Raw genomic sequence first — 19864 nt, 5'->3', positions numbered from 1 at the left:
TTAGAGGCGGGCGAGTGTTCCCGCGAGGTCGCCGTAGCCGGTGAAGCGCCGCTCGAAGCTCAGCCCGAGCCGTTCGGCACAGGCGCGGGCCTTTTTGGTCAGCTCGGGATCGTCGGTCTGTGCCTGGTAGACCAGCTTTTCGTAATTGCCGAAATACATGTCGCGCAGGCCCGGATGACGGTCGAGGCCCATCGGTTTGACGATGAAGGCATCGAACTGCCGCACGAGAAAATCGGTCAGGTAGAAGGTCGTGATTTCACTTTCACTATGGCGTTCAAACTCTTGATTACCTTCGAAAAAGCTGTAGCAATGTGGGCCTTCGACCATGTCGACGCCCATCTCGGCGCAGGCGGCCTGCAAAAGGCCGCCGGTGCCGCAATCCGCATAGACGACAAAGATCGTGTCGTAGGCGTCGCGGTGCCGGGCGACGGTGTCGCGCACGGCCCGGGTGATTTTTTCAGGGTAAAGGTGCAGCTTGGCCGGCAGGCAGGTCAGGTCAAGATGGGTCCAGCCGTTGAGCCGTTTGAGATCGAGGATTTCCCGTGCCAGCGCCCCGCAGGCGATGAGCAGCACCTGTCCACCCGTGCGCGCCAGAGGCAGCCCGTCTTCGGTCAGTTGGCTGTCGGTCGGTCGGGGCATCCTGGATCTCCCGCGTAAAACGGCCCGCCTGGGTCGAGAGGCAGGCCGCGCAATCTGTGCCGGGCAGCCGGGTCAGGCGGATTTCTGGCTGTTGTGCTTGCGTCCGACCCAGTCCTTGGCGGTTTCGACCGCAACAGCGGCGTCGCGGCAATAGGCGTCCGCGCCGATGGCCCGGCTGAATTCTTCGTTCAGGGGCGCACCGCCCACCAGCACGATATAGTCGTCGCGGATCCCCTGTTCGACCATCGTGTCGATCACGACCTTCATGTAGGGCATCGTGGTGGTCAGCAGCGCGGACATGCCAAGGATGTCAGGCCCTTCGGTTTCCAGCGCGTTGAGGTAGTTTTCCACCGGGTTGTTGATCCCCAGGTCGACGACCTCGAAGCCCGCGCCTTCCATCATCATCGATACGAGGTTCTTGCCGATGTCGTGGATGTCGCCCTTGACGGTGCCGATCACCATCTTGCCGACGCGCGGCGCGCCGGTTTCTGCCAGCAGCGGCTTGAGGATGGCCATGCCGCCCTTCATCGCGTTGGCGGCCAGCAGCACTTCGGGCACGAACAGGATGCCATCGCGGAAATCGGCGCCGACGATCGTCATGCCGCCCACAAGGGCCTTTGTCAGGATGTCGTAGGGCGCCCAGCCGCGATCCAGCAGGATCGTGACGGCCTCTTCGATCTCTTCCTTGAGACCGTCGTAGAGGTCGTCGAACATCTGTTGGACAAGCTCTTCGTCGTCCAGTTCCGCCAGAATGATGTCGTCTTCTTCAGACATGGGAATTCCTTTGTTGACGCGGGCCGCAAGGGGACTTGCGTTTGCACTCTTTTGTCAGATTGTCGCACCCGGACTTTCCGAAATACGACACAGGCCGCGTGATGCGCGACGTGGTCTGGCGAAAACTACCCTTTTCATGATGCGGGCCACAAGGTTTTGCGGGCATTTCAGCAAGGTTTCTTGCGGATGTTCGTTATTTGTTCTAGAGTTTCGGCATGGATCGCCCCGACCGTCATCACAGCCTGAAAGGGCGTGCCGCCGCCAGCAATCACGCGGGCCGCTTCGAGGCGCATCAATGCGAAGCGGTGGACGATGGATGGGCGGCACAAGACGATCCGCTGCCGGTTTTGCGCACCCGGACCAGCGTCGAGGTGCCGCGCCGCGTGATCACCTACAACCGGTCGCCGGACCTGCCGTTTGACCGCTCGATCAATCCCTACCGGGGGTGCGAGCATGGCTGCATCTATTGTTTCGCGCGGCCCAGTCATGCCTATCTGGGGCTGTCGCCGGGGCTGGATTTCGAAACGCGGCTTGTCGCGCGGCCCGATGCCCCAGCGGTGTTGCGCCGGGAACTGGCGGCGCGGCGGTACAGTGTGGCGCCGATCGCGATCGGCACCAACACCGACCCCTATCAGCCGATCGAGAAGGAGCACCGGATCATGCGCGCCCTTCTCGGGGTTCTGTCGGAAGCAGGTCATCCGGTCGCCATCGTCACCAAGGGCGCGTTGATCGAGCGGGATCTGGATATTCTGTCGGACATGGCGCGGCGGGGCCTTGTGCGGGTTGGAATTTCGGTCACGACGCTCGACATGCGGCTGTCTCGGCTGATGGAGCCGCGCGCGCCGTCACCCCGGCGGCGGCTGGCGATGATCGCGCGGTTGACGCAGGCGGGTATACCGGTGCGCGTGATGGCCTCGCCGCTCATCCCCGCGCTGACCGATCCGGAGCTCGAGGCGATTCTGGCGGCAGGGGCCGGGGCCGGGGCGGAGCATGCCGGCTGGATCATGCTGCGCCTGCCGCGCGAGGTATCGCCGCTGGTGCGGGACTGGCTGGCGCGGCATTTCCCCGACCGGGCCGGGCGGATCATGGCGCGCTTGCGCGAAATGCACGGCGGCAAGGACTATGACGCGACCTGGCACAGACGGATGCGCGGCGAGGGGCCCTATGCCGACGTCATCGCGCAGCGGTTCGATCTGGCGGTCAGACGGTTGGGCCTGAAGACCGCCGCGCCGCCGATGCGCTGCGACCTGTTCGCGCCGCCGGGCCGGGACGCGGCGCAGCTTTCGCTGTTCTAGGCGCCGGCGCGGCGGCGGCGCGATGTGCGGCGGGGGGCGGGGGTGTCGTCGCCGGTGCCGTCACCTTCCGAGGTGAAGGCCCCGAGCGCCGCTACGATCTCCTCCAGGCTGGGCGCGCTCTCCATCGTTCTGGTGTCAAGCGCGTCGCGCATATGGCGCAGATGCTCGGGCATCGTGCCGCAGCAGCCACCGATGATGCTGGCGCCGCAGGCCCGTGCCATCACGGCATAATCTGCCATCAGTTCGGGCGTGCCGTCATAGTGGATGTGGCCGTCGTGATATTTCGGGATGCCTGCGTTGCCCTTGGCGATGATGGGCCGGTGGGTGCCGGTCTCGGCGCTTTGCGCCACGAAGCCCAGTACGGTGCGCAACACATCCGACGCGCCTGTGCCGCAGTTGGCGCCAAAGGCCATCGGCGGGGTGTCCAGATCCTCGACCATCTTGACCATGTCGGCGCTGGTCACGCCCATCATGGTCCGCCCGGCGGTGTCAAAGCTCATGGTGCCGCACCACTCCAGCCCCGCCAGCGCGAAACCCTCGGCGGCGGCGCGGTATTCCTCGGGGGCGGAGATCGTCTCCAGCCAGCCGACATCGACGCCGCCCGCCTTGAGGCCATCCGCGGTCTCGTGAAACATCTCGACGGCCAGCGCATGCGACAGCGTGCCCACCGGCTCCATGATCTCGCCGGTTGGTCCGACCGAGCCTGCGACGATGACCTTGCGCCCGGCGGTGTCGGCAACCTCGCGCGCCAGTTCCGCTGAAACGCGGCTCAGCTCATGCGCGCGCCTTTCCGCGCCGTGCAGCTTCAGCCGCGAGGCGTTGGCCCCGAAGGAGTTGGTCAGGAACAGGTCGCTGCCCGCATCGACCGCGCCCTTGTACAGCGCGATGATGTTTTTCGGCTCTTCGGTGTTCCACATCTCGGGCGCATCGCCCGACATCAACCCCATGTTGAACAGGTTGGTGCCCGTGGCGCCATCGGCCAGCAGATAGCCGCGCGCGGCCAGAAGATCGGTCAGGGGGTTGGACATGGGATGTGCTCCGCTCGGGGTCTCGGTCGCATGGTGATGTCACGACGCGTGCCGCGTGGCAATTTCATAATCTTCATCTTGATTATGAGGGGGCGCGACAGGCCGCGATGTGACCATCGGGGCCGGGCAGGTGACATGGCGGGCAATATCCGCCAGCGCAATCGCCAGCGACAGCCCGCCGGGGGCGGCGACATAGCGCGGCCGCCAGTCGGGACCGAAGGCCGATTTGAACTGGCGCAGACCCGGCCCGCCCGCGCGGGCCACCACTTGGCGCGCGGCCCAGCGGTGCAGGGCACTGTGCGGATCGGCGCAGGCGGGGACAGCAGCCAGCGAAAGCCGCGGGATGCGTGCCGCGCGCGCGTCGCCGATGGCGTGGTGGATGATCGCGTGCATCGTGCCGTCGGGCGCGTCGGCGCGGGTGCGCATCAGGTCAAGACACCATTCCTGCCGGCTGGTGTGAAAGCTGGCGAACCCGCACAGCCGCCCGTGATGCCAGGCCAGAACGACGTGCTGTCGCGCGACATACCCGGGATCGAACCGGCCCATGGTGCCCGCCCGTGCCGGACCCCGCGTCGCGCGCCATCTCGCATCGACATCGGCCATCGCGGCCAATGGCAGGTCGGCGGCCGTGCGCGTGGCGACGCCCGCGCCCTTTGCCGCGCGCAGCTTGCGGCGCAGGGTGCGGCGGGCGGGCGTGCCGGGGTCGAATGTCGCCGGGGTCACGACGGCCTCATCGGCAAGATGCACGACCGTCCAGCCCGCGCGGCGGGCCGCCACCGCGCCGCGGCCCGACGTCTTGTAGAGGCAGGCGATCCGGTTGTCATCCGCCGCCGCCTTCACCAGATGCGGCAGGGCGGTGGCGAGGGGCCCCTCCAGCGGGTCGAACAGCGCGGTCAGGGTCTGGCGCGTGGGCCAGACGGCGATGGCGGAGGCGCCGCAATCCAGCACCCGGCCGCCGTTCTGGCGGATCACACCCGCTTCGGCGCGCGCCGCCGCTGTCAGGTCGCGCGGTGGCCGGGCAAATGGCACGGGCGGGGGCATGCGGCAGGGCCGCAGCAGCGCCAGCAGCGCCAGACAGGCGGGCGCAGCGAAATAGACCAGGCGAAACCCGACCACTCCGGTCAGGAGGCCAAGCGCATCGCCCGATGGCAAGAGCGCCAGCAGTACCAATTCGAACGGGCCGACACCGCCCGGTGCACCGCTGATCAACGCCGCGCCGAGCGCCAGCAGAAAAACCGGATAGAGCACTGCGAAAGACGGCGCCGCCCCGGCGGGCAACAGCACGTATAGAACGCCCGCAGCCGCCAGCGTATCGACCGCCGTCCAGAAAACGATGGCGCCGCTCGCCCGCAGGGTCGGCAGGCGCATGGGCCGTCGCGTGCCTGGCATCGCCAGCACCGCCCAGAGCAGGACCGGCAGCGTCGCGATCACCGCAAGCGCGGGCAACAGCGTCCAGCGCGGCGCGGGCAGGACAAGGCAAGTCACGGCCGTGACCACCAGCCATCCCGCGAGAAAGGACACCGCCACGAAGGTGGACAGCATCACGGCCCGTGGCGCGCCGAGCCCCGGCAGCATCCGCCAGCGGGCCAGCGCACCGGTCACGATCCCCAGCCCCAGGGTTTGCGAGAGCGCGATCGCCACCGTGCCCGACACCTGGGCCTGCGGGCCGCAGACGCCCGTGCGCAGGTGCCGATGGGCCACCGCATCGTAGCGCCCGACCGCCCAGAAGCTGATCGTGGCCAGCCCGGCCGCCAGCGCCCAGTCGCGCGGTGCGAAGCTCGCCAGCCCCGCGCCGAGGGCCGCCGGATCGAGCGACCCGATGCGCCGCGATACCGCCCAGAGACACAGGGCGAGGATCCCGATGGCGATTGCCAGCCGCAGCCCCTGGCGCGCCGGAAGGACCGCGCGCAAATCGGATGGTTGGCGGTGATCCATTGGCTGCGCTCCCGACCTTGGACTGCTGCCATACGCCATCGGCATGAGCCAAAGGTTAAGAGCGGCGGGAGGAAATCGACGCGGCGGGCCCTGAAAGACAGCGCGCCAAGGAGGCGGCGCGCGCGACTCCCTGCTTGTGTCGGCGGGCAAAACCGCCAAGCTGCGCCTGCACCACGACAGGAGAGCCAGACCATGCCGCCACCCGATCCAGAGGCCGCCACGATGATGGCGGTGGTGACAACCGGCACCGGCGGCTATGACACGCTGCGCATCGACCGGGTGCCCGTGCCGCGCCCCGCGGCGGGAGAGGTCTTGCTGCGGGTTCTGGCGGCGGGGGTGAACAACACCGAAATCAACACGCGTCTGGGGTGGTATTCAGCCTCGGTGACGACCGGCACGCAAGGCGCCGCAGACGCGGGGGCGGACCTGCGCGAAGATGGCGGATGGAACGCCGCCACGCCCTTTCCCTTGATCCAGGGCACGGATTGCTGCGGTGAAATCGTGGCGGTGGGGCAGGGCGTCGATGCCGCGCGGATCGGATCGCGGGTGCTGGTGCGGGCGTGCATGCGCCCCCACGGTTTCGACGCGCCCGACACGCTGTGGCTTGGGTCGGATTTCGACGGTGCCTTTGCGCAGTTCTGCACCGTGCCCGCGACCGAGGCCTTTGCCGTCACCTGTGACTGGAGCGATGCGGAGCTTGCGACCATTCCCTGCGCCTATGGTACGGCGGAAAACATGATCCAGCGCGCCGGGATCGCGGCAGGGAACCGGGTTCTGATCGCCGGCGCGTCGGGTGGCGTGGGGTCTGCGGCCGTGCAACTGGTCAAGCGGCGCGGGGCGCAGGTGATCGCGGTCGCGAGCCCTGCAAAGCACGATGTCGTAAGGTCCATCGGCGCCGATCACCTGATCGACCGCGACGCCGATCCGGTCGCCGCGCTGGGGCAGGAGAGCATCGATGTGGTGATCGACACTGTCGGCGGGGCGGGGTTCGGCGCGCGGCTGGACGTGCTTCGGCGCAGGGGGACATACGTGTCCTCGGGCGCGATCGCGGGGCCCTTGGTGACGCTGGACCTGCGGACCATGTACCTCAAGGATCTGACGCTGATCGGCTGCACCGGCTGGGACGCGCCGGTCTTTCCAAGCCTCGTGTCCTATATCGAGACGGACGAGATCAGGCCGCTTCTGGACCGGACCTATCCGCTGGACCGGATCGTCGAGGCGCAGCGTGATTTTCAGGCGAAACGGCATGTCGGCAAGATCGTCCTGATCCCGCCGGCCTGAGGCGCCGCTTGGCCCAAGCGCGCGAAACGACAGCGGACCCGCCGCAAGGGGCGACGGGTCCGGAATGCGGCGTCGTCGGTCAGTCGATTTCCGTCATCAGCTGGGCCTTGGCCTCTGCCATCAGGTTGATCATGGTCGTACGCAGGGTTTTCTCGTCGACCTTATCGCCAAGGTCCGCCGCCACCTTGCGGTACACATCCTCGTCGCCGGCCTCTTCGAAATCGGCCTTGATGACCTCGCGGGCATAGGCATCGGCGTCTTCGCCGGTCTTGCCCATCAGTTCTGCCGCCCAGAGCCCAAGCAGCTTGTTGCGGCGCGCCTCGGCCTTGAACTGCATTTCGTTGTCATGCGCGAATTTCGATTCAAAGGCGTTTTCGCGGTCGTCGAATGTGGTCATGGTCGGTCTCCGGGCTTGGGACAATGCGATAGCTGGAATATGAGACCGCGACGCGGACAACACAAGTGCCAGCCTTGCTTGCAGCATTTCATGGCTTGCACTATGTACGCGCCAAAGGGGCGGGACGATCCTGCGGCCCCATACGGAAAGGACGCCCATGGCCCGGCGCAAGAAAATCTACGAAGGCAAGGCGAAAATTCTGTATGAAGGCCCCGAACCGGGCACGATCGTGCAGTATTTCAAGGACGATGCCACCGCCTTCAACGCCGAGAAGAAGGCCGTGATCGAAGGCAAGGGCGTTCTGAACAACCGGTTGTCGGAGTTCTTTATGACCGGTCTGAATCAGATCGGCGTGCCGACGCATTTCATCAAGCGTCTGAACATGCGCGAGCAACTGGTGCGCCAGGTCGAGATCATTCCGCTGGAAGTGATCGTGCGCAACTATGCCGCCGGATCGATGGCCAAACGGCTTGGGATCGAGGAAGGCATGCAATTGCCGCGCCCCATCGTCGAATACTGCTACAAGGACGACAAGCTGGGCGATCCGCTTGTCACCGAGGAGCATATCGCCGCCTTCGGGTGGGCCAGCCAGCAGGACATGGACGACATCCTGAGCCTTGCGCTGCGGGTGAACGATTTCCTGTCTGGGGTGATGATGGCCGTCGGCATCCGGCTTGTGGACTTCAAGATCGAGGTCGGTCGCGTCTATGACGGCGATTTCCAGCGGCTGATCATCGCGGACGAGATCAGCCCCGACAGTTGCCGGCTGTGGGATATCGAGACGGGTCAGAAGCTGGACAAGGACGTGTTCCGCCGCGATCTGGGCTCGCTCACGGACGCCTATACCGAAGTGGCCCGGCGGCTGGGCGTCATGCCCAAAACGTCGACGCCGATCACCAAACCCACGCTGATCAACTGATCCCTGGCGTCGGATTTTGAGTATTTGAGACCTAAAGAAGCAGGGGATGTGCGATGAAGGCACGGGTGCATGTGATGTTGAAGGCGGGCGTTCTGGACCCGCAGGGCGAGGCCGTGCGGCACGCTCTGGGCGCCATGGGGTTCGACGGTGTGAACGGCGTGCGCCAGGGCAAGGTGATCGAACTGGACCTTGCGGACGGCACCGGCGAGGCGGAGGTCAAGGCCATGTGTGAAAAACTGCTCGCCAACACGGTGATCGAATCCTACAGCATCGAGATGCAGTCAAGGGAGACAGCCTGATGCATGCCGCCGTGGTGGTGTTCCCCGGATCGAACTGCGACCGCGATCTGGCGGTCGCGTTCCAAGCGGCCGGCATGAAGGTCTCGATGGTCTGGCACAAGGAAAGCACCCTGCCGGAGGGGGTTGATATCGTTGGCATTCCCGGTGGCTTTTCCTATGGGGATTACCTGCGGTGCGGGGCGATCGCGGCGCAGTCGCCGATCTGCCGGTCGGTGGCGGATCATGCGGGGCGCGGCGGCTATGCCCTGGGGATCTGCAACGGCTTTCAGGTTCTGACCGAAACCGGGCTGCTGCCGGGCGCGCTGTTGCGCAATGCCGGGCTGAAGTACATCTGCAAGACGGTCGGCCTGAGGGTCGAGACCTCGGATTCGGCCTATACCCAAGGCTACGCCGAGGGCCAGGTGATCCATATTCCGATCGCGCATCACGATGGGAATTATTTTGCAGACGACGACACGATCGCGCGTCTGCGGGGCGAGGACCGCATCGCGTTCACCTATACCCGGAACCCCAACGGCGCGCGCGCCGACATCGCGGGGATCCTGTCCGAGAACCGCCGGGTCCTGGGGATGATGCCGCATCCGGAGCGGGCGGCGGACCCCGGCCATGGCGGCACCGACGGGCAGGCGCTCTTCCGCGCATTGTCGGGCATGCTCGCGTCGGCATGACTTGAGCGCGGGCCGCGACCTGCGTAGATTGCAGCGATGGACCAGCAATCGACCCAACCTCAGCGTCAGCCCCTGACGATAAGCTGGCGCGTGCGTATCGCCCTGCTTGCCTTGCTTGTGCTGGCCGTGGCGACGATCTGGACCACGAACCGACTGCTGACGGACCGCTTTACCGAAAGCACGCGAAACCGGGCCGAACTGCGGTTGGCGCTCTATAGCGGGAACCTGTTGTCGGAATTGCGTCAAAACGCCATCGTGCCGCAGCTTTTGGCGCGGGATGCGTCGCTGATCGGTGCGTTGAATTCGGCGGATTACACCGCCTCGACGCGGCGGCTGATTTCATTTGTCGAGGAGATCGGGGCGGCGTCGCTGATGCTGTTGGATATCGACGGGCGCACGGTGGCGGCCACGGATCGCAACCGGCTGGGCGCGTCGCATCGGTCGGATGCGTATTTCGTCGATGCGATTCGGTCCAACGCAACCGTCTTTACCGTGATGGAACGTGAAAGCGGCGGTTTCGGTTTTTTCTACTCGCGGCGGGTGCAGGCGGGTTCGGATGTGCTGGGCGTGATCGCGGTCGAGGTCGATTTGCAGAAGTTCGAGCGCGCCTGGGCGGGGATTTCGGACGCGGTGATCGTGACCGACAGCACCGGCGCCATCATCCTGACGACCGAGCCGCGCTGGCGCGGGCGCACGGAGGCGCAGGCGCTGGACCAGCAGACCCCGCAAAGCGCCATCCAGCGGGCCATCCAGGCCACCGCCGACTGGACCGCGTTGCCGCCCGATGCCTACCTGCAGGGCGAAGCGGTGATGCGGCTGGAAACGCGAATTCCGTTTCGCGGCTGGCGGATGGCGTCGTTCACGACCTACGAGAGCGTACGCGAGCGTGTGAACGGCGTCCTGGCGCTGGAGATCATGGGGTTTGCGATCCTGCTGGCGCTGAGCTTTTACGCGCTGAGCCGTCGTACCGCGTTGCGCATGGCGCTGTTTCAGCGCGAGTCGGCAGAGCTTCGCGCATTGAACGTGGCCCTGCAGCGGGAAATCGCCGAGCGCAAGCGCGTGCAGGAGACGCTTGCCGTCGCCGAGCAGACGCTGGAGCAGTCAAGCAAACTGGCCGCCTTGGGAGAGATGTCGGCGGCGGTCAGCCACGAGCTCAATCAACCGCTGGCGGCGATGAAAACCTATCTTGCGGGTGCGCGGCTGTTGCTGCGGCGCAACCGCCAGGAGGAGGCGCTGTCGTCGTTCGGGCGCATCGACGATCTGATCGAGCGGATGGGCGCGATCACCCGGCAGCTGAAGTCCTATGCCCGCAAGGGCCAGGAGGTGCTTTCTCCTGTGGATATGGGCGAAGCGCTGGCATCGAGCCTGTCGATGATGGAGCCGCAGCTGCGCCAGCGGCAGGTGCAGATCACGCGGATTCTGCCCGACGATCCGGTGCGGGTGATGGGTGACCGGATGCGGATCGAACAGGTGATGGTGAACCTCTTGCGCAATGCGCTCGACGCCACCAAATCAGAAAGAAGCCCGAAGGTGGATATCATCCTGTCGGCGGGCGAGACGGCCACCCTGACGGTGCGCGACAACGGCCCCGGGATCGAGGATCTGGATGCGCTTTTCGAACCCTTCTACACCACCAAGCAGCCGGGCGACGGCGTCGGGCTGGGGCTTGCCATCTCGTCGGGGATCGTGAACGACCTCGGGGGGCGCCTGACGGCGCGCAACGGCCAGACCGGCGGCGCGGTCTTTGAAATGCAACTGCCCATTCTAGAGGGCGACCAAACCACACAGGCGGCGGAGTAAGCCATGACACAGGCCATGAAAATCGCGATCGTGGACGACGAACAGGATATGCGGCAATCGATCAGCCAATGGCTGGCGCTGTCGGGATATGACACCGAGACCTTCTCGAGCGCGGAAGACGCGCTCAAGGTTCTGGGGCCCGACTATCCGGGTATCGTCATTTCCGACATCAAGATGCCCGGCATGGACGGGATGCAGTTCCTGAAAAAGCTGATGGGCAACGACAGCGCGCTGCCGGTGATCATGATCACCGGTCACGGCGATGTGCCCATGGCGGTGGAGGCGATGCGCGTGGGCGCGTTCGATTTCCTGGAAAAGCCCTTCAACCCCGACCGGATGAGCGAGCTTGCGAAGAAAGCCACCGGCGCGCGGCGGCTGGTGATGGACAACCGGGCGCTGCGCCGGGAATTGTCCGATGGCGGCCAACTGATGAAAAAGCTGATCGGGCAAAGCCCGGTGATGGAACGGCTGCGCGAGGACATCCTCGACCTGGGTCAGGCCGACGGTCATGTGTTGATCGACGGAGAGACGGGCACCGGCAAGACGCTGGTGGCGCATGCGCTGCACGCGGTGGGCAGCCGTGCGGGCAAGAAATTCGTGCTGGTCAGTTGTGGCGCCTTCGAGGAAGACGCGCTGACCAAGCGGCTGTTCGGTCCGATGATGCCCGAGGATGCGCAACTGCCCGCCATCGAGGAGGCCCGCGGCGGCACGCTCGTGCTGGAGGACATCGAGGCGCTGAGCGAAACGCTGCAGGCGCGGTTGCTGAGTGCGATCAACGAACAGGGCACGCCCGCCGAGACGCGCATCGTGGCGATTTCCAATCTGCAGGAGGCGGGCCGCACGTCGGAGGACGCGCTGCGCTCGGATCTGTTCTATCGGCTGGCCGCCCTGCGCATCACCGTGCCGCCCCTGCGCCAGCGCGGCGAGGATATCCTGACGCTGTTCACCCGGCTGTCAGAGCAGTTTGCCGATGAATATGGCTGCGAGGCGCCGCAGGTCAGTGCCCAGGAAGCGGCGCAACTGCTGCAGGCGCCCTGGCCCGGCAACGTGCGCCAGTTGATCAACGTGGCCGAACGCGCGGTGCTGCAGTCGCGGCGCGGGTCGGGGACCATCGCGTCGCTGCTGATGTCCGACCATGAGGACATGCAGCCGGTGATGACGACCGAAGGCAAGCCTCTCAAGGAATATGTCGAGGCGTTCGAGCGGATGCTGATCGACAACACCATGCGCCGCCACAAGGGGTCCATCGCCAGCGTGATGGACGAGCTGTGCCTGCCGCGCCGCACGTTGAACGAAAAGATGGCGAAATACGGTTTGCAGCGGTCGGATTACCTTTGATCCGGCCAGTTGCCGCCGGGGTCAGCCGCGGATCTCGATGATCTCGATCGCGCTGCCTTCGTCGTTGGTGGCGCAGAGCCACGGCTTTTCGGTGGCAGGCGTATCGACGATATAGCGGTTCAGTTCGACCACCGGCAGGGTCGTGTTGATGGCTGCGCCCTTGACCCCGGTGTGCTGTTCGACGGCGGCGACGCAACTGCGCTCTGATCGGATCCGGGCGCGTTCGACCGGATCTGTTGTCGCCAGTTCGGCGCAGGCCGACAGGACAAGGACGGCTGCGGCGAATGCAGGGACGGAACGCAGGGTCGGATGCATGGATAATCCTTTGGGACGGGTCTGGTGTCGGAGTGCGCGCCGGCGATCATCGCGGCGCAGGCGGGCGGTTCCCTGAAAGGGTGCGCCCAAATGACCCCGTGCGGCGCGGCATTGTCAAGCAGGCAGCAGCCCGCACTCCGTGAGTGCGCCCGCGCCTGCGCGCCATGGATCGTGCGATAAGGCAAGATTGGCATTGTGTTTTACACGCTCATGGCATTATCTAGGGCGGATAGGGGTCTGACGCCAAACCGCATCTGGTGCCTCCCTTTACGAGTTTCGCTGTTCGTGTCCCACAGGGCGACATTGTCCCAGGACGCGAACAGACCGATTGGGCCGGAAACGGCCAAAGAACCGCTGATGTGGCGCAGGGCCGACAGCCCGGCCTCACACAGTACTGAAATGGATACGCTGCCGCCCCATTGGTGCGCGCCCCGTATCGGAGAAGAACCGCGATGACACGCGCAGTTGCGACAAGCAGATCAGCAGACGGCCCGCCGGGCCCTGCGCGCGCCGTGTCACCTATCGCCCTGACAAGACATATCCCGCAAGGCGAGGCCCCACCGGGGCGGGCGCTTTCGCGGCTGTGCAAAATGGATTCATGCCTAAGAAAATGCTTATCGATGCCACCCACGCGGAAGAAACGCGTGTCGTGGTCGTGGACGGAAACAAGGTCGAGGAGTTCGATTTTGAATCCGAGAACAAACGCCAGCTAGCTGGCAACATCTATCTGGCCAAGGTCACGCGGGTGGAGCCGTCGCTTCAGGCGGCCTTTGTGGACTATGGCGGAAACCGCCATGGGTTCCTTGCGTTTTCGGAAATTCACCCCGATTACTACCAGATCCCCGTCGCCGACCGTCAGGCCCTGATGGAGGAAGAGCGCGCCTATGCCGAGGCGCAGCGCGCCAAGGACGAGGAAGACGAGAAACCCAAACGCTCCGGCCGTTCGCGGTCGCGCAGCCGGACCAAGGCGCGGGCCGAGGACACCGTCAGCGATGACGCGCAAACCTCTGCCGAGATCGAGGAAGACCAGATTTCCGGAATGGAAACCGTCGATCTGAGCGATGACGAGGAAGGCTCCTCGCCGATGGAGCGGGTCGCCGAAACGCCGGTCGAAGAGCCGGAGGACGACATCGACGCCGGTCACGCCGACGATGACATCGACGATGACCGCCCGCGCAAATCCGACGCCGCGTCCAAGGACGACAGCATCGAATCCGTGGCCGACGACGACGACGTCGAAGACATCCGCCCCGCGCGCAAGCCACGGCCCAAGCGCTACAAGATCCAGGAAGTCGTCAAGGTCCGCCAGATCCTGCTGGTGCAGGTCGTCAAGGAAGAGCGCGGCAACAAGGGTGCGGCCCTGACCACCTATCTCAGCCTCGCAGGCCGTTACTGCGTTCTGATGCCCAATACCGCGCGCGGTGGCGGCATCAGCCGCAAGATCACCAACGCCGTGGACCGCAAGAAGCTGAAAGAGATCGCAAACGAGATCGAGGTGCCGAAAGGCGCGGGCCTGATCGTGCGGACTGCCGGCGCCAAGCGCACCAAGGCCGAGATCAAGCGCGATTACGAATACCTGCAACGTTTGTGGGAACAGATCCGCGAACTGACGCTGAAGTCGATCGCCCCCGCGAAGATCTACGAGGAAGGCGACCTGATCAAACGGTCGATCCGCGATCTTTACAACCGCGACATCGACGAGGTGTTCGTGGAGGGCGAGCGCGGCTACCGCATCGCCAAGGACTTCATGAAGATGATCATGCCGTCCCACGCCAAGAACGTGAAGTTCTACAACGAAAGCCTGCCGCTCTTCGCGCGCTATCAGGTGGAATCGTATCTGGCTGGCATGTTCAACCCGACCGTCCAGCTGCCCTCGGGCGGCTATATCGTGATCGGCGTGACCGAGGCGCTCGTGGCGATCGACGTGAACTCGGGCCGCGCGACCAAGGAAGGCTCGATCGAGCAGACCGCGACCAAGACCAACCTCGAGGCAGCCGCCGAAGTGGCGCGTCAGCTGCGTCTGCGCGACCTCGCGGGCCTGATCGTCATCGACTTCATCGACATGGATGAGCGCAAGAACAACGCCGCCGTCGAAAAGATGATGAAGGACAAGCTCAAGACCGATCGCGCGCGCATCCAGGTGGGCCGCATTTCGGGTTTCGGCCTGATGGAGATGTCGCGCCAGCGTCTGCGCCCCGGCATGATCGAGGCCACCACCCAGCCCTGTCAGGCATGCCACGGCACCGGCCTGATCCGCAGCGACGACAACCTCGCGCTGTCGATCTTGCGCCAGATCGAGGAAGAAGGCACCCGCAAACGCTCGCGCGAGGTTCTGGTGCGCGCGCCGGTGGGCATTTCGAACTTCCTGATGAACCAGAAACGCGAACATATCGCGCAGATCGAAGGCCGGTACGGCCTGTCGGTGCGGATCGAAGGCGATCCGACGCTGGTCAGCCCGGATTTCAGCCTTGAAAAGTTCAAGACCGCAACACGCACCGTGCCGGTCGCGTCGGCCCACGTGGTATCGGTCGATACGTCGCTGATGGATCAGGTCGATGAGGACGAGGCCGACGAGGACACCGAGGCCGACGAGGCGCCGGAACCGCAGGGGACGGAGGAGACCGACCGTTCGGCCCGCAGCGACCGCGGCGGCGACCGGGGCAAGGATGCCGGACAGGATGACGACGATGGCGAGGGCAAGCCCAAGCGCCGTCGGCGTCGGCGTCGGCGCGGCCGCGGCAAGTCTGGCGCTGGCGAGGATCAGAACGGCGGGGAAGAGACCTCGGGCGATCAGGACACGTCGGGCGAGAGCGACGCCGTGAGCACCACCGAGACCGCCAAGGCACCGCAGGGCGAGGCAGAGGCCGAGACCGAGGAAAAGCCCAAGCGAAAGACGCGCAGCCGCTCGCGCAGCAAGCCCAAGGCGGAGTCAGAGGCCGAAGCGGTGCAATCCGAGGACGCCAAGACGGCAGCGGAAGACGCGCCCGCCGCTCAGGCTCAGCAAGCCGAGGCAGAGGCGGAAGCGCCCAAGCCCAAGCGGGTCCGTGCAAGCCGGGCGAAACCGAAGGCGGAGGAGGACACACCTGCGCCAGCGGAACCGGAAGCCGCACCTACGCCCGAAGTGGCCCCCGAGCCGCAGCCTGTTGCCGACACCGAGCCGCAGCCTGTTGCCGACACCGAGCCGGAGCCCGAAACGGCCCCCGAACCGCAGCCTGTTGCCGACACCGCACCGGAGCCCGAAACGGCACCCGAGCCGGAACCGGTCGCAGAGGAAAAACCCGTCAAGTCGAAGTCCAAGCGCAAGGGCTGGTGGTCGTTGGGCGGCTGACTGGCAAGATTGCCCTATTGACGACAAAAGGCAGGCTTTCGGGCCTGCCTTTTTCGTTTCAGATCAGGATGCTCGGGCGCAAACCGGTCAGCCGCCCTTGCGGATCACGTAGGTCTGCAAAGGTCCGTCAAGATCGCTGGAGATCAGCGCATGCCCCGCCTCGGCGCAGAAATGCGGCACATCGACGATGGCCGCCGGATCGTCGGCCAGCACGGTCAGCGCATCGCCCGTGGCCAGCGCCTGCAACCGCTTGCGGGCCTTGAGCACGGGCAGGGGGCACAGCAGCCCGGTGGCGTCGAGATGATTGGGTGTATCGGTCATGTCCCACCAGATAGGCGCGATATTTCAGCCTGTCCACAAGGTTGTGACCATAGGGCGCGTGACGCGGTCCGCGCGATGGCCTATGTGCAGGGACATGTTCGGAATTGACATCATCGACGCCAGCCTGCTGCCGGCCATGATCGTTGCGCTGGTCGCGGGGTTCATCAGCTTTCTGTCGCCCTGCGTGCTGCCCATCGTGCCGCCCTACCTGGCCTACATGAGCGGCGTGTCGATCAGCGATATGTCCGATGTCGCCGCCGCCCGGCGCCGCGCCACCATCGCCGCCCTGTTCTTCGTGCTGGGGCTTTCGACGGTGTTCCTGTTCCTTGGCTTCACCGCGTCGGCGTTCGGGGCGTTTTTCCTGCAGAACCAGGTTCTTCTGAGCCGCATTTCCGGCCTCGTGGTCATCGTCTTCGGCCTGCATTTCCTTGGCGTGTTCCGTATCCCTTTCCTTGACCAGGAGGCGCGGATGGATGCGGGAGACAAGGGCGGATCGAGCTTTGGCGCCTATGTGCTCGGGCTGGCCTTCGCCTTTGGCTGGACACCGTGCATCGGCCCGCAACTGGGTGCGATCCTGTCACTTGCCGCGTCCGAGGCAAGCGTGACGCGCGGCACGCTGCTATTGGGGATCTATGCGGCGGGGCTCGGCGTTCCCTTTTTGCTGGCGGCGATGTTCATCACGCGCGCGATGGGGGTGATGAACCGCGTCAAGCCGCATATGGCGCTGATCGAACGGATCATGGGCGGGCTGTTGGTGATCGTGGGCCTCGCGTTGTTGACCGGCGCGTTCACCACCCTGTCGTGGTGGCTGCTCGAGACGTTCCCCGCGCTCGCCACCTTGGGTTAAACGCCTTACTCTTGCCGAAAAACGCGGCTAAGCTTTGGCCGAACCTTACCGGGCAGAGCATGCACAGCGATCCTTCATTCCCCGTCACGCGCCGCAGGGTGTTCTATATCCCCGGCTATGACCCGATCCATCCGCGCCGCTACCGCGAACTGTATCGCAAGGAGGGTACGGCGCAGGCAAGGATTTCGGGCTATGATATCGCGCTGAAGCCGCGCGCGGGCGGTCAGACCTATGGCTGGCAGGTCGAAGCGCGGGTGGACGGCCATGATGTCCGGGCCGAGGTCGACGTGCTGGTCTGGTCCGACATCGTGCTCGACAGCATGAGCACCTCGATCCCCGCCACCTATGTGCAACTGGTGCGTACGGCTTGGGTCTATATCGCGTCGGGCGCGCTCTGGCGGCTGATGCGATTGCGTAAGGGGCCGGTGATCGCGGCGCTTTATCCCGTGGGAATGCTGCTGGCGCAACTGGGGCTTGCGCTCTTGGTGCTGTGGGCCTGTGTGCGGCTGTCGCTTTGGGCGGTGGCGCAGGGCGCGCCGCAGCTTTGGGGCCTGGGGCTTGGCGCCGGTCTCCTGGCGGGCGGGGCCGGTGCGGTGGCGCTGCTGCGCTGGTTCAAGGCGCGCGACAACAAGGTCTTTGCCTATTACCTGATGCATGATTACGCGTTCTCCGCCGCGACGCAGGGGGCCAACCCGCCCGCGCTCGAAGCGCGCATGATCGACTTTCGGCATGCGATCGAAACGGCGCTTGGCAGCGATGTCGACGAGGTGCTGGTCGTCGGTCATTCGTCGGGCGCGCATCTGGGAGTGTCGGTGCTGGCCGATCTGATCCGGGGCGGTGGCATGCCTGCGGATTCGCCTGCGCTTGGCTTCTTGTCGCTGGGGCAGGTTGTGCCGATGGTGTCGTTTCTGCCCGCGGCCGACAGGCTGCGCGAGGATCTGCATTTTCTGGCCGGCTGCGACGCGCTGACCTGGGTCGATGTCACCGCTCCGGGCGATGGCTGCGCCTTTGCGCTGTGTGATCCGGTGGCGGTGTCGGGCGTGGCGCCGGCGAACAAACGCTGGCCGCTGGTGTTTTCCGCCGCCTTCACCCAAAGCCTGAGCCCGGCGCGCTGGAAGGCGTTGCGGTGGCGGTTCTTTCGGCTGCATTTCCAGTACCTCTGCGCCTTTGACGCGCCGCGCGACTACGATTATTTCCAGATCACCGCCGGGCCAAGGACATTGGCCGCGCGCTATGCCGGGCGCGCGCCGTCGCAATCGCGCATAGAGGCGGCAGTGTCGAAATACACCTCTCGCCGCCGCGCCGCATGACGCGGCCGCCCAAACCCCCCAGCCGCCCGGATCGCGTATCGCTCTGGCGCTATGCGCGGCTTTTTCGTCAGGACATCTTGTCGGCGCAGCCGGCGCGGCTTTACCGGGCGTGGATGGCCGAATTCCGCACGCCGTTCTTCCGCAGCTACGTGATGAACCAACCCGACCTGGTGGCGACGGTCCTCAGGGACCGGCCCGACGATTTTCCCAAATCAGCCCGCGTGGGCGAAGGGCTGCGCCCGCTTCTGGGCAATTCCGTCTTTCTGACCAATGGCGACACCTGGAAGCGCCAGCGCCGCATCATCGACCCCGCCTTCGAAGGCGGGCGCCTGCGCGAGACCTTTCCCGCCATGTGGGAGGCGGCGGAGGCGGCGTCGGACCGGCTTGAGGCGTTGACGGGGCAGGAGGTGGAGATCGAGGCGGAGACCAGCCATGCCGCCGCAGACGTGATTTTCCGGACGCTTTTTTCCATCCCGATCGAGGATGACGTGGCCCGCGCCGTGTTTGATGAATTCAAGACCTATCAGCGCAGCCAGCCCATTCTGAATCTCGCGGCACTGTTGCCGCTGCCGCGCTGGATGCCACGACTGCATCGCCGCGACACGCGCGCCAGCGCGGCGCGGATCAGGGCGCTGATCGGGCAACTGACCGAAATGCGCATGGCCCGGATCGAGGCGGGAACCGCGCCCGACGACCTGGCCACCAAGATCATGACCACCGCCGATCCGATCACCGGCGACCGTTTTTCGACCCGGGAGATGATCGATCAGGTCGCAATCTTCTTTCTTGCGGGGCATGAGACCAGCGCCTCTGCGCTGGCTTGGGCGTTGTACCTCATGGCGCTCTATCCCGCGTGGCAAGACCGACTGGCGGCGGAGGCGCAGGTGCTGGAGTCCTGCGACTTTGCGGTGATGTCGAAACTGCGGCTGTCGCGGGACGTGTTTCGCGAAACGCTCCGGCTCTATCCGCCGGTGCCGATGATGGTGCGCGAGACGACCTGCCCCGAGCGGTTTCGCGACCGCGATGTGCGGCCCGGCGCGCAGGTCGTGCTGAGCCCGTGGCATCTTCACAGGCACGAGCGCCTTTGGGACGATCCTGACGCCTTCGATCCGGGGCGCTGGCAGACCGAAAACGGCCAGGCCTGCGCGCGCAACGCCTTTGTTCCCTTCAGCGCGGGGGCACGGGTCTGTCCCGGTGCGGGGTTCGCGATGATCGAAGGGCCGCTGCTGCTATCGCGGTTGCTGCGCGATTTCCGGGTGGAGCGGGTCGCGGGCCGGGATCCGGTTCCGGTGGCACATCTGACCGTGCGCTCCGACAGGGGCATCTGGCTGCGCATTGTTCGCCGCTAACATGTACCAATGACGTGCCTT

At 65.6% G+C, this 19864-nt stretch carries 18 protein-coding genes; 11 read left to right on the top strand and 7 right to left on the bottom strand.

Features of this window, described 5'->3' with window-relative positions:
- Complete coding sequence (locus tag FDT80_RS03800; protein WP_138660887.1) at positions 1-639, bottom strand: DUF1638 domain-containing protein; 639 nt, start codon at positions 637-639, stop codon at positions 1-3.
- A gap of 72 nt (positions 640-711) precedes the next feature.
- The gene (locus FDT80_RS03795) at positions 712-1413 is read right to left on the bottom strand and encodes a corrinoid protein (RefSeq protein WP_138660886.1); all 702 of its coding nucleotides are present in this window, start codon (positions 1411-1413) and stop codon (positions 712-714) included.
- A gap of 215 nt (positions 1414-1628) precedes the next feature.
- Here FDT80_RS03795 and FDT80_RS03790 point away from each other — a divergent pair, with 215 nt between their 5' ends.
- Positions 1629-2708 carry a PA0069 family radical SAM protein gene (locus FDT80_RS03790; RefSeq protein ID WP_138660885.1) on the top strand — a complete coding sequence of 360 codons (1080 nt, stop codon included), beginning with the start codon at positions 1629-1631 and terminating at the stop codon, positions 2706-2708.
- Here the strand turns inward: FDT80_RS03790 and bmt are convergent.
- Together bmt and FDT80_RS03780 are read right to left on the bottom strand one after the other, a co-directional pair.
- The gene (gene bmt, locus FDT80_RS03785; protein ID WP_138660884.1) at positions 2705-3736 is read right to left on the bottom strand and encodes a betaine--homocysteine S-methyltransferase; all 1032 of its coding nucleotides are present in this window, start codon (positions 3734-3736) and stop codon (positions 2705-2707) included. The genes FDT80_RS03790 and bmt overlap by 4 nt on opposite strands.
- A gap of 39 nt (positions 3737-3775) precedes the next feature.
- Complete coding sequence (locus tag FDT80_RS03780) at positions 3776-5671, bottom strand: phosphatidylglycerol lysyltransferase domain-containing protein (RefSeq protein WP_138660883.1); 1896 nt, start codon at positions 5669-5671, stop codon at positions 3776-3778.
- Between the two features lie 192 nt (positions 5672-5863).
- Here FDT80_RS03780 and FDT80_RS03775 point away from each other — a divergent pair, with 192 nt between their 5' ends.
- A complete protein-coding gene (locus FDT80_RS03775; RefSeq protein WP_246039836.1) occupies positions 5864-6952 on the top strand; it encodes an alcohol dehydrogenase family protein in 1089 nt (362 codons plus the stop codon).
- Positions 6953-7031: 79 nt separating this feature from the next.
- Here FDT80_RS03775 and FDT80_RS03770 read toward each other — a convergent pair whose 3' ends face one another.
- The gene (locus tag FDT80_RS03770) at positions 7032-7349 is read right to left on the bottom strand and encodes a DUF1476 domain-containing protein (RefSeq protein WP_138660882.1); all 318 of its coding nucleotides are present in this window, start codon (positions 7347-7349) and stop codon (positions 7032-7034) included.
- Positions 7350-7506: 157 nt separating this feature from the next.
- On the opposite strand from FDT80_RS03770, the gene purC reads away from it, so the two are divergent.
- From purC to FDT80_RS03745, 5 genes are read left to right on the top strand one after another with little or no spacing between them, the layout of a single operon-like run.
- On the top strand, positions 7507-8268 hold the full coding sequence (gene purC / locus FDT80_RS03765; protein WP_138660881.1) for a phosphoribosylaminoimidazolesuccinocarboxamide synthase: 762 nt from the start codon (positions 7507-7509) through the stop codon (positions 8266-8268).
- A gap of 53 nt (positions 8269-8321) precedes the next feature.
- On the top strand, positions 8322-8567 hold the full coding sequence (gene purS, locus FDT80_RS03760; protein ID WP_138660880.1) for a phosphoribosylformylglycinamidine synthase subunit PurS: 246 nt from the start codon (positions 8322-8324) through the stop codon (positions 8565-8567).
- A complete protein-coding gene (gene purQ, locus FDT80_RS03755) occupies positions 8567-9235 on the top strand; it encodes a phosphoribosylformylglycinamidine synthase subunit PurQ (RefSeq protein ID WP_138660879.1) in 669 nt (222 codons plus the stop codon). Before purS ends, purQ begins: the two co-directional genes overlap by 1 nt.
- 36 nt (positions 9236-9271) lie before the next feature.
- A complete protein-coding gene (locus tag FDT80_RS03750) occupies positions 9272-11035 on the top strand; it encodes a sensor histidine kinase (protein ID WP_138660878.1) in 1764 nt (587 codons plus the stop codon).
- A 3-nt stretch (positions 11036-11038) separates the two neighbouring features.
- Complete coding sequence (locus tag FDT80_RS03745; protein ID WP_138660877.1) at positions 11039-12373, top strand: sigma-54-dependent transcriptional regulator; 1335 nt, start codon at positions 11039-11041, stop codon at positions 12371-12373.
- A 21-nt stretch (positions 12374-12394) separates the two neighbouring features.
- On the opposite strand, the gene FDT80_RS03740 is transcribed toward FDT80_RS03745, so the two are convergent.
- Entirely contained in the window at positions 12395-12688 is a 294-nt protein-coding gene (locus tag FDT80_RS03740; RefSeq protein WP_138660876.1) for a hypothetical protein, read from the bottom strand.
- Between the two features lie 598 nt (positions 12689-13286).
- On the opposite strand from FDT80_RS03740, the gene FDT80_RS03735 reads away from it, so the two are divergent.
- The gene (locus FDT80_RS03735; RefSeq protein ID WP_138660875.1) at positions 13287-16016 is read left to right on the top strand and encodes an Rne/Rng family ribonuclease; all 2730 of its coding nucleotides are present in this window, start codon (positions 13287-13289) and stop codon (positions 16014-16016) included.
- A gap of 87 nt (positions 16017-16103) precedes the next feature.
- Here the strand turns inward: FDT80_RS03735 and FDT80_RS03730 are convergent, their stop codons facing one another.
- Positions 16104-16337, bottom strand: coding sequence for a sulfurtransferase TusA family protein (locus tag FDT80_RS03730; RefSeq protein ID WP_138660874.1), 234 nt, complete (start codon positions 16335-16337; stop codon positions 16104-16106).
- A 94-nt stretch (positions 16338-16431) separates the two neighbouring features.
- Between FDT80_RS03730 and FDT80_RS03725 the strand changes: the two genes are divergently transcribed.
- The 3 genes from FDT80_RS03725 to FDT80_RS03715 are packed head-to-tail and all read left to right on the top strand — an operon-like array spanning position 16432 to position 19843.
- Positions 16432-17184: a cytochrome c biogenesis CcdA family protein gene (locus FDT80_RS03725; protein ID WP_138660873.1), complete on the top strand. Its 753-nt coding sequence runs from the start codon at positions 16432-16434 to the stop codon at positions 17182-17184.
- Between the two features lie 59 nt (positions 17185-17243).
- Complete coding sequence (locus FDT80_RS03720) at positions 17244-18494, top strand: hypothetical protein (RefSeq protein ID WP_138660872.1); 1251 nt, start codon at positions 17244-17246, stop codon at positions 18492-18494.
- A complete protein-coding gene (locus FDT80_RS03715) occupies positions 18491-19843 on the top strand; it encodes a cytochrome P450 (RefSeq protein WP_138660871.1) in 1353 nt (450 codons plus the stop codon). The genes FDT80_RS03720 and FDT80_RS03715 overlap by 4 nt, the downstream gene beginning before the upstream one ends.
- The last annotated feature ends 21 nt before the right edge of the window (positions 19844-19864 follow it).

This window comes from Sulfitobacter sabulilitoris (assembly GCF_005887615.1).
GTDB lineage: Bacteria > Pseudomonadota > Alphaproteobacteria > Rhodobacterales > Rhodobacteraceae > Sulfitobacter_E > Sulfitobacter_E sabulilitoris.
Note: the sequence above shows the minus strand (reverse complement) of the source record. Positions and strands in the feature narration are given on the sequence as shown.

Coding starts and splice junctions, on each gene's coding strand:
- FDT80_RS03730 (WP_138660874.1), bottom strand. CDS start 16,337: ATGACCGATACACCCAATCATCTCGACGCCACCGGGCTGCTGTGCCCC.
- purC (WP_138660881.1), top strand. CDS start 7,507: ATGGCCCGGCGCAAGAAAATCTACGAAGGCAAGGCGAAAATTCTGTAT.
- FDT80_RS03780 (WP_138660883.1), bottom strand. CDS start 5,671: ATGGATCACCGCCAACCATCCGATTTGCGCGCGGTCCTTCCGGCGCGC.
- FDT80_RS03740 (WP_138660876.1), bottom strand. CDS start 12,688: ATGCATCCGACCCTGCGTTCCGTCCCTGCATTCGCCGCAGCCGTCCTT.
- FDT80_RS03715 (WP_138660871.1), top strand. CDS start 18,491: ATGACGCGGCCGCCCAAACCCCCCAGCCGCCCGGATCGCGTATCGCTC.
- FDT80_RS03770 (WP_138660882.1), bottom strand. CDS start 7,349: ATGACCACATTCGACGACCGCGAAAACGCCTTTGAATCGAAATTCGCG.
- FDT80_RS03745 (WP_138660877.1), top strand. CDS start 11,039: ATGACACAGGCCATGAAAATCGCGATCGTGGACGACGAACAGGATATG.
- FDT80_RS03750 (WP_138660878.1), top strand. CDS start 9,272: ATGGACCAGCAATCGACCCAACCTCAGCGTCAGCCCCTGACGATAAGC.
- FDT80_RS03790 (WP_138660885.1), top strand. CDS start 1,629: ATGGATCGCCCCGACCGTCATCACAGCCTGAAAGGGCGTGCCGCCGCC.
- purS (WP_138660880.1), top strand. CDS start 8,322: ATGAAGGCACGGGTGCATGTGATGTTGAAGGCGGGCGTTCTGGACCCG.
- FDT80_RS03800 (WP_138660887.1), bottom strand. CDS start 639: ATGCCCCGACCGACCGACAGCCAACTGACCGAAGACGGGCTGCCTCTG.
- FDT80_RS03775 (WP_246039836.1), top strand. CDS start 5,864: ATGCCGCCACCCGATCCAGAGGCCGCCACGATGATGGCGGTGGTGACA.
- FDT80_RS03725 (WP_138660873.1), top strand. CDS start 16,432: ATGTTCGGAATTGACATCATCGACGCCAGCCTGCTGCCGGCCATGATC.
- FDT80_RS03795 (WP_138660886.1), bottom strand. CDS start 1,413: ATGTCTGAAGAAGACGACATCATTCTGGCGGAACTGGACGACGAAGAG.
- bmt (WP_138660884.1), bottom strand. CDS start 3,736: ATGTCCAACCCCCTGACCGATCTTCTGGCCGCGCGCGGCTATCTGCTG.
- FDT80_RS03720 (WP_138660872.1), top strand. CDS start 17,244: ATGCACAGCGATCCTTCATTCCCCGTCACGCGCCGCAGGGTGTTCTAT.
- FDT80_RS03735 (WP_138660875.1), top strand. CDS start 13,287: ATGCCTAAGAAAATGCTTATCGATGCCACCCACGCGGAAGAAACGCGT.
- purQ (WP_138660879.1), top strand. CDS start 8,567: ATGCATGCCGCCGTGGTGGTGTTCCCCGGATCGAACTGCGACCGCGAT.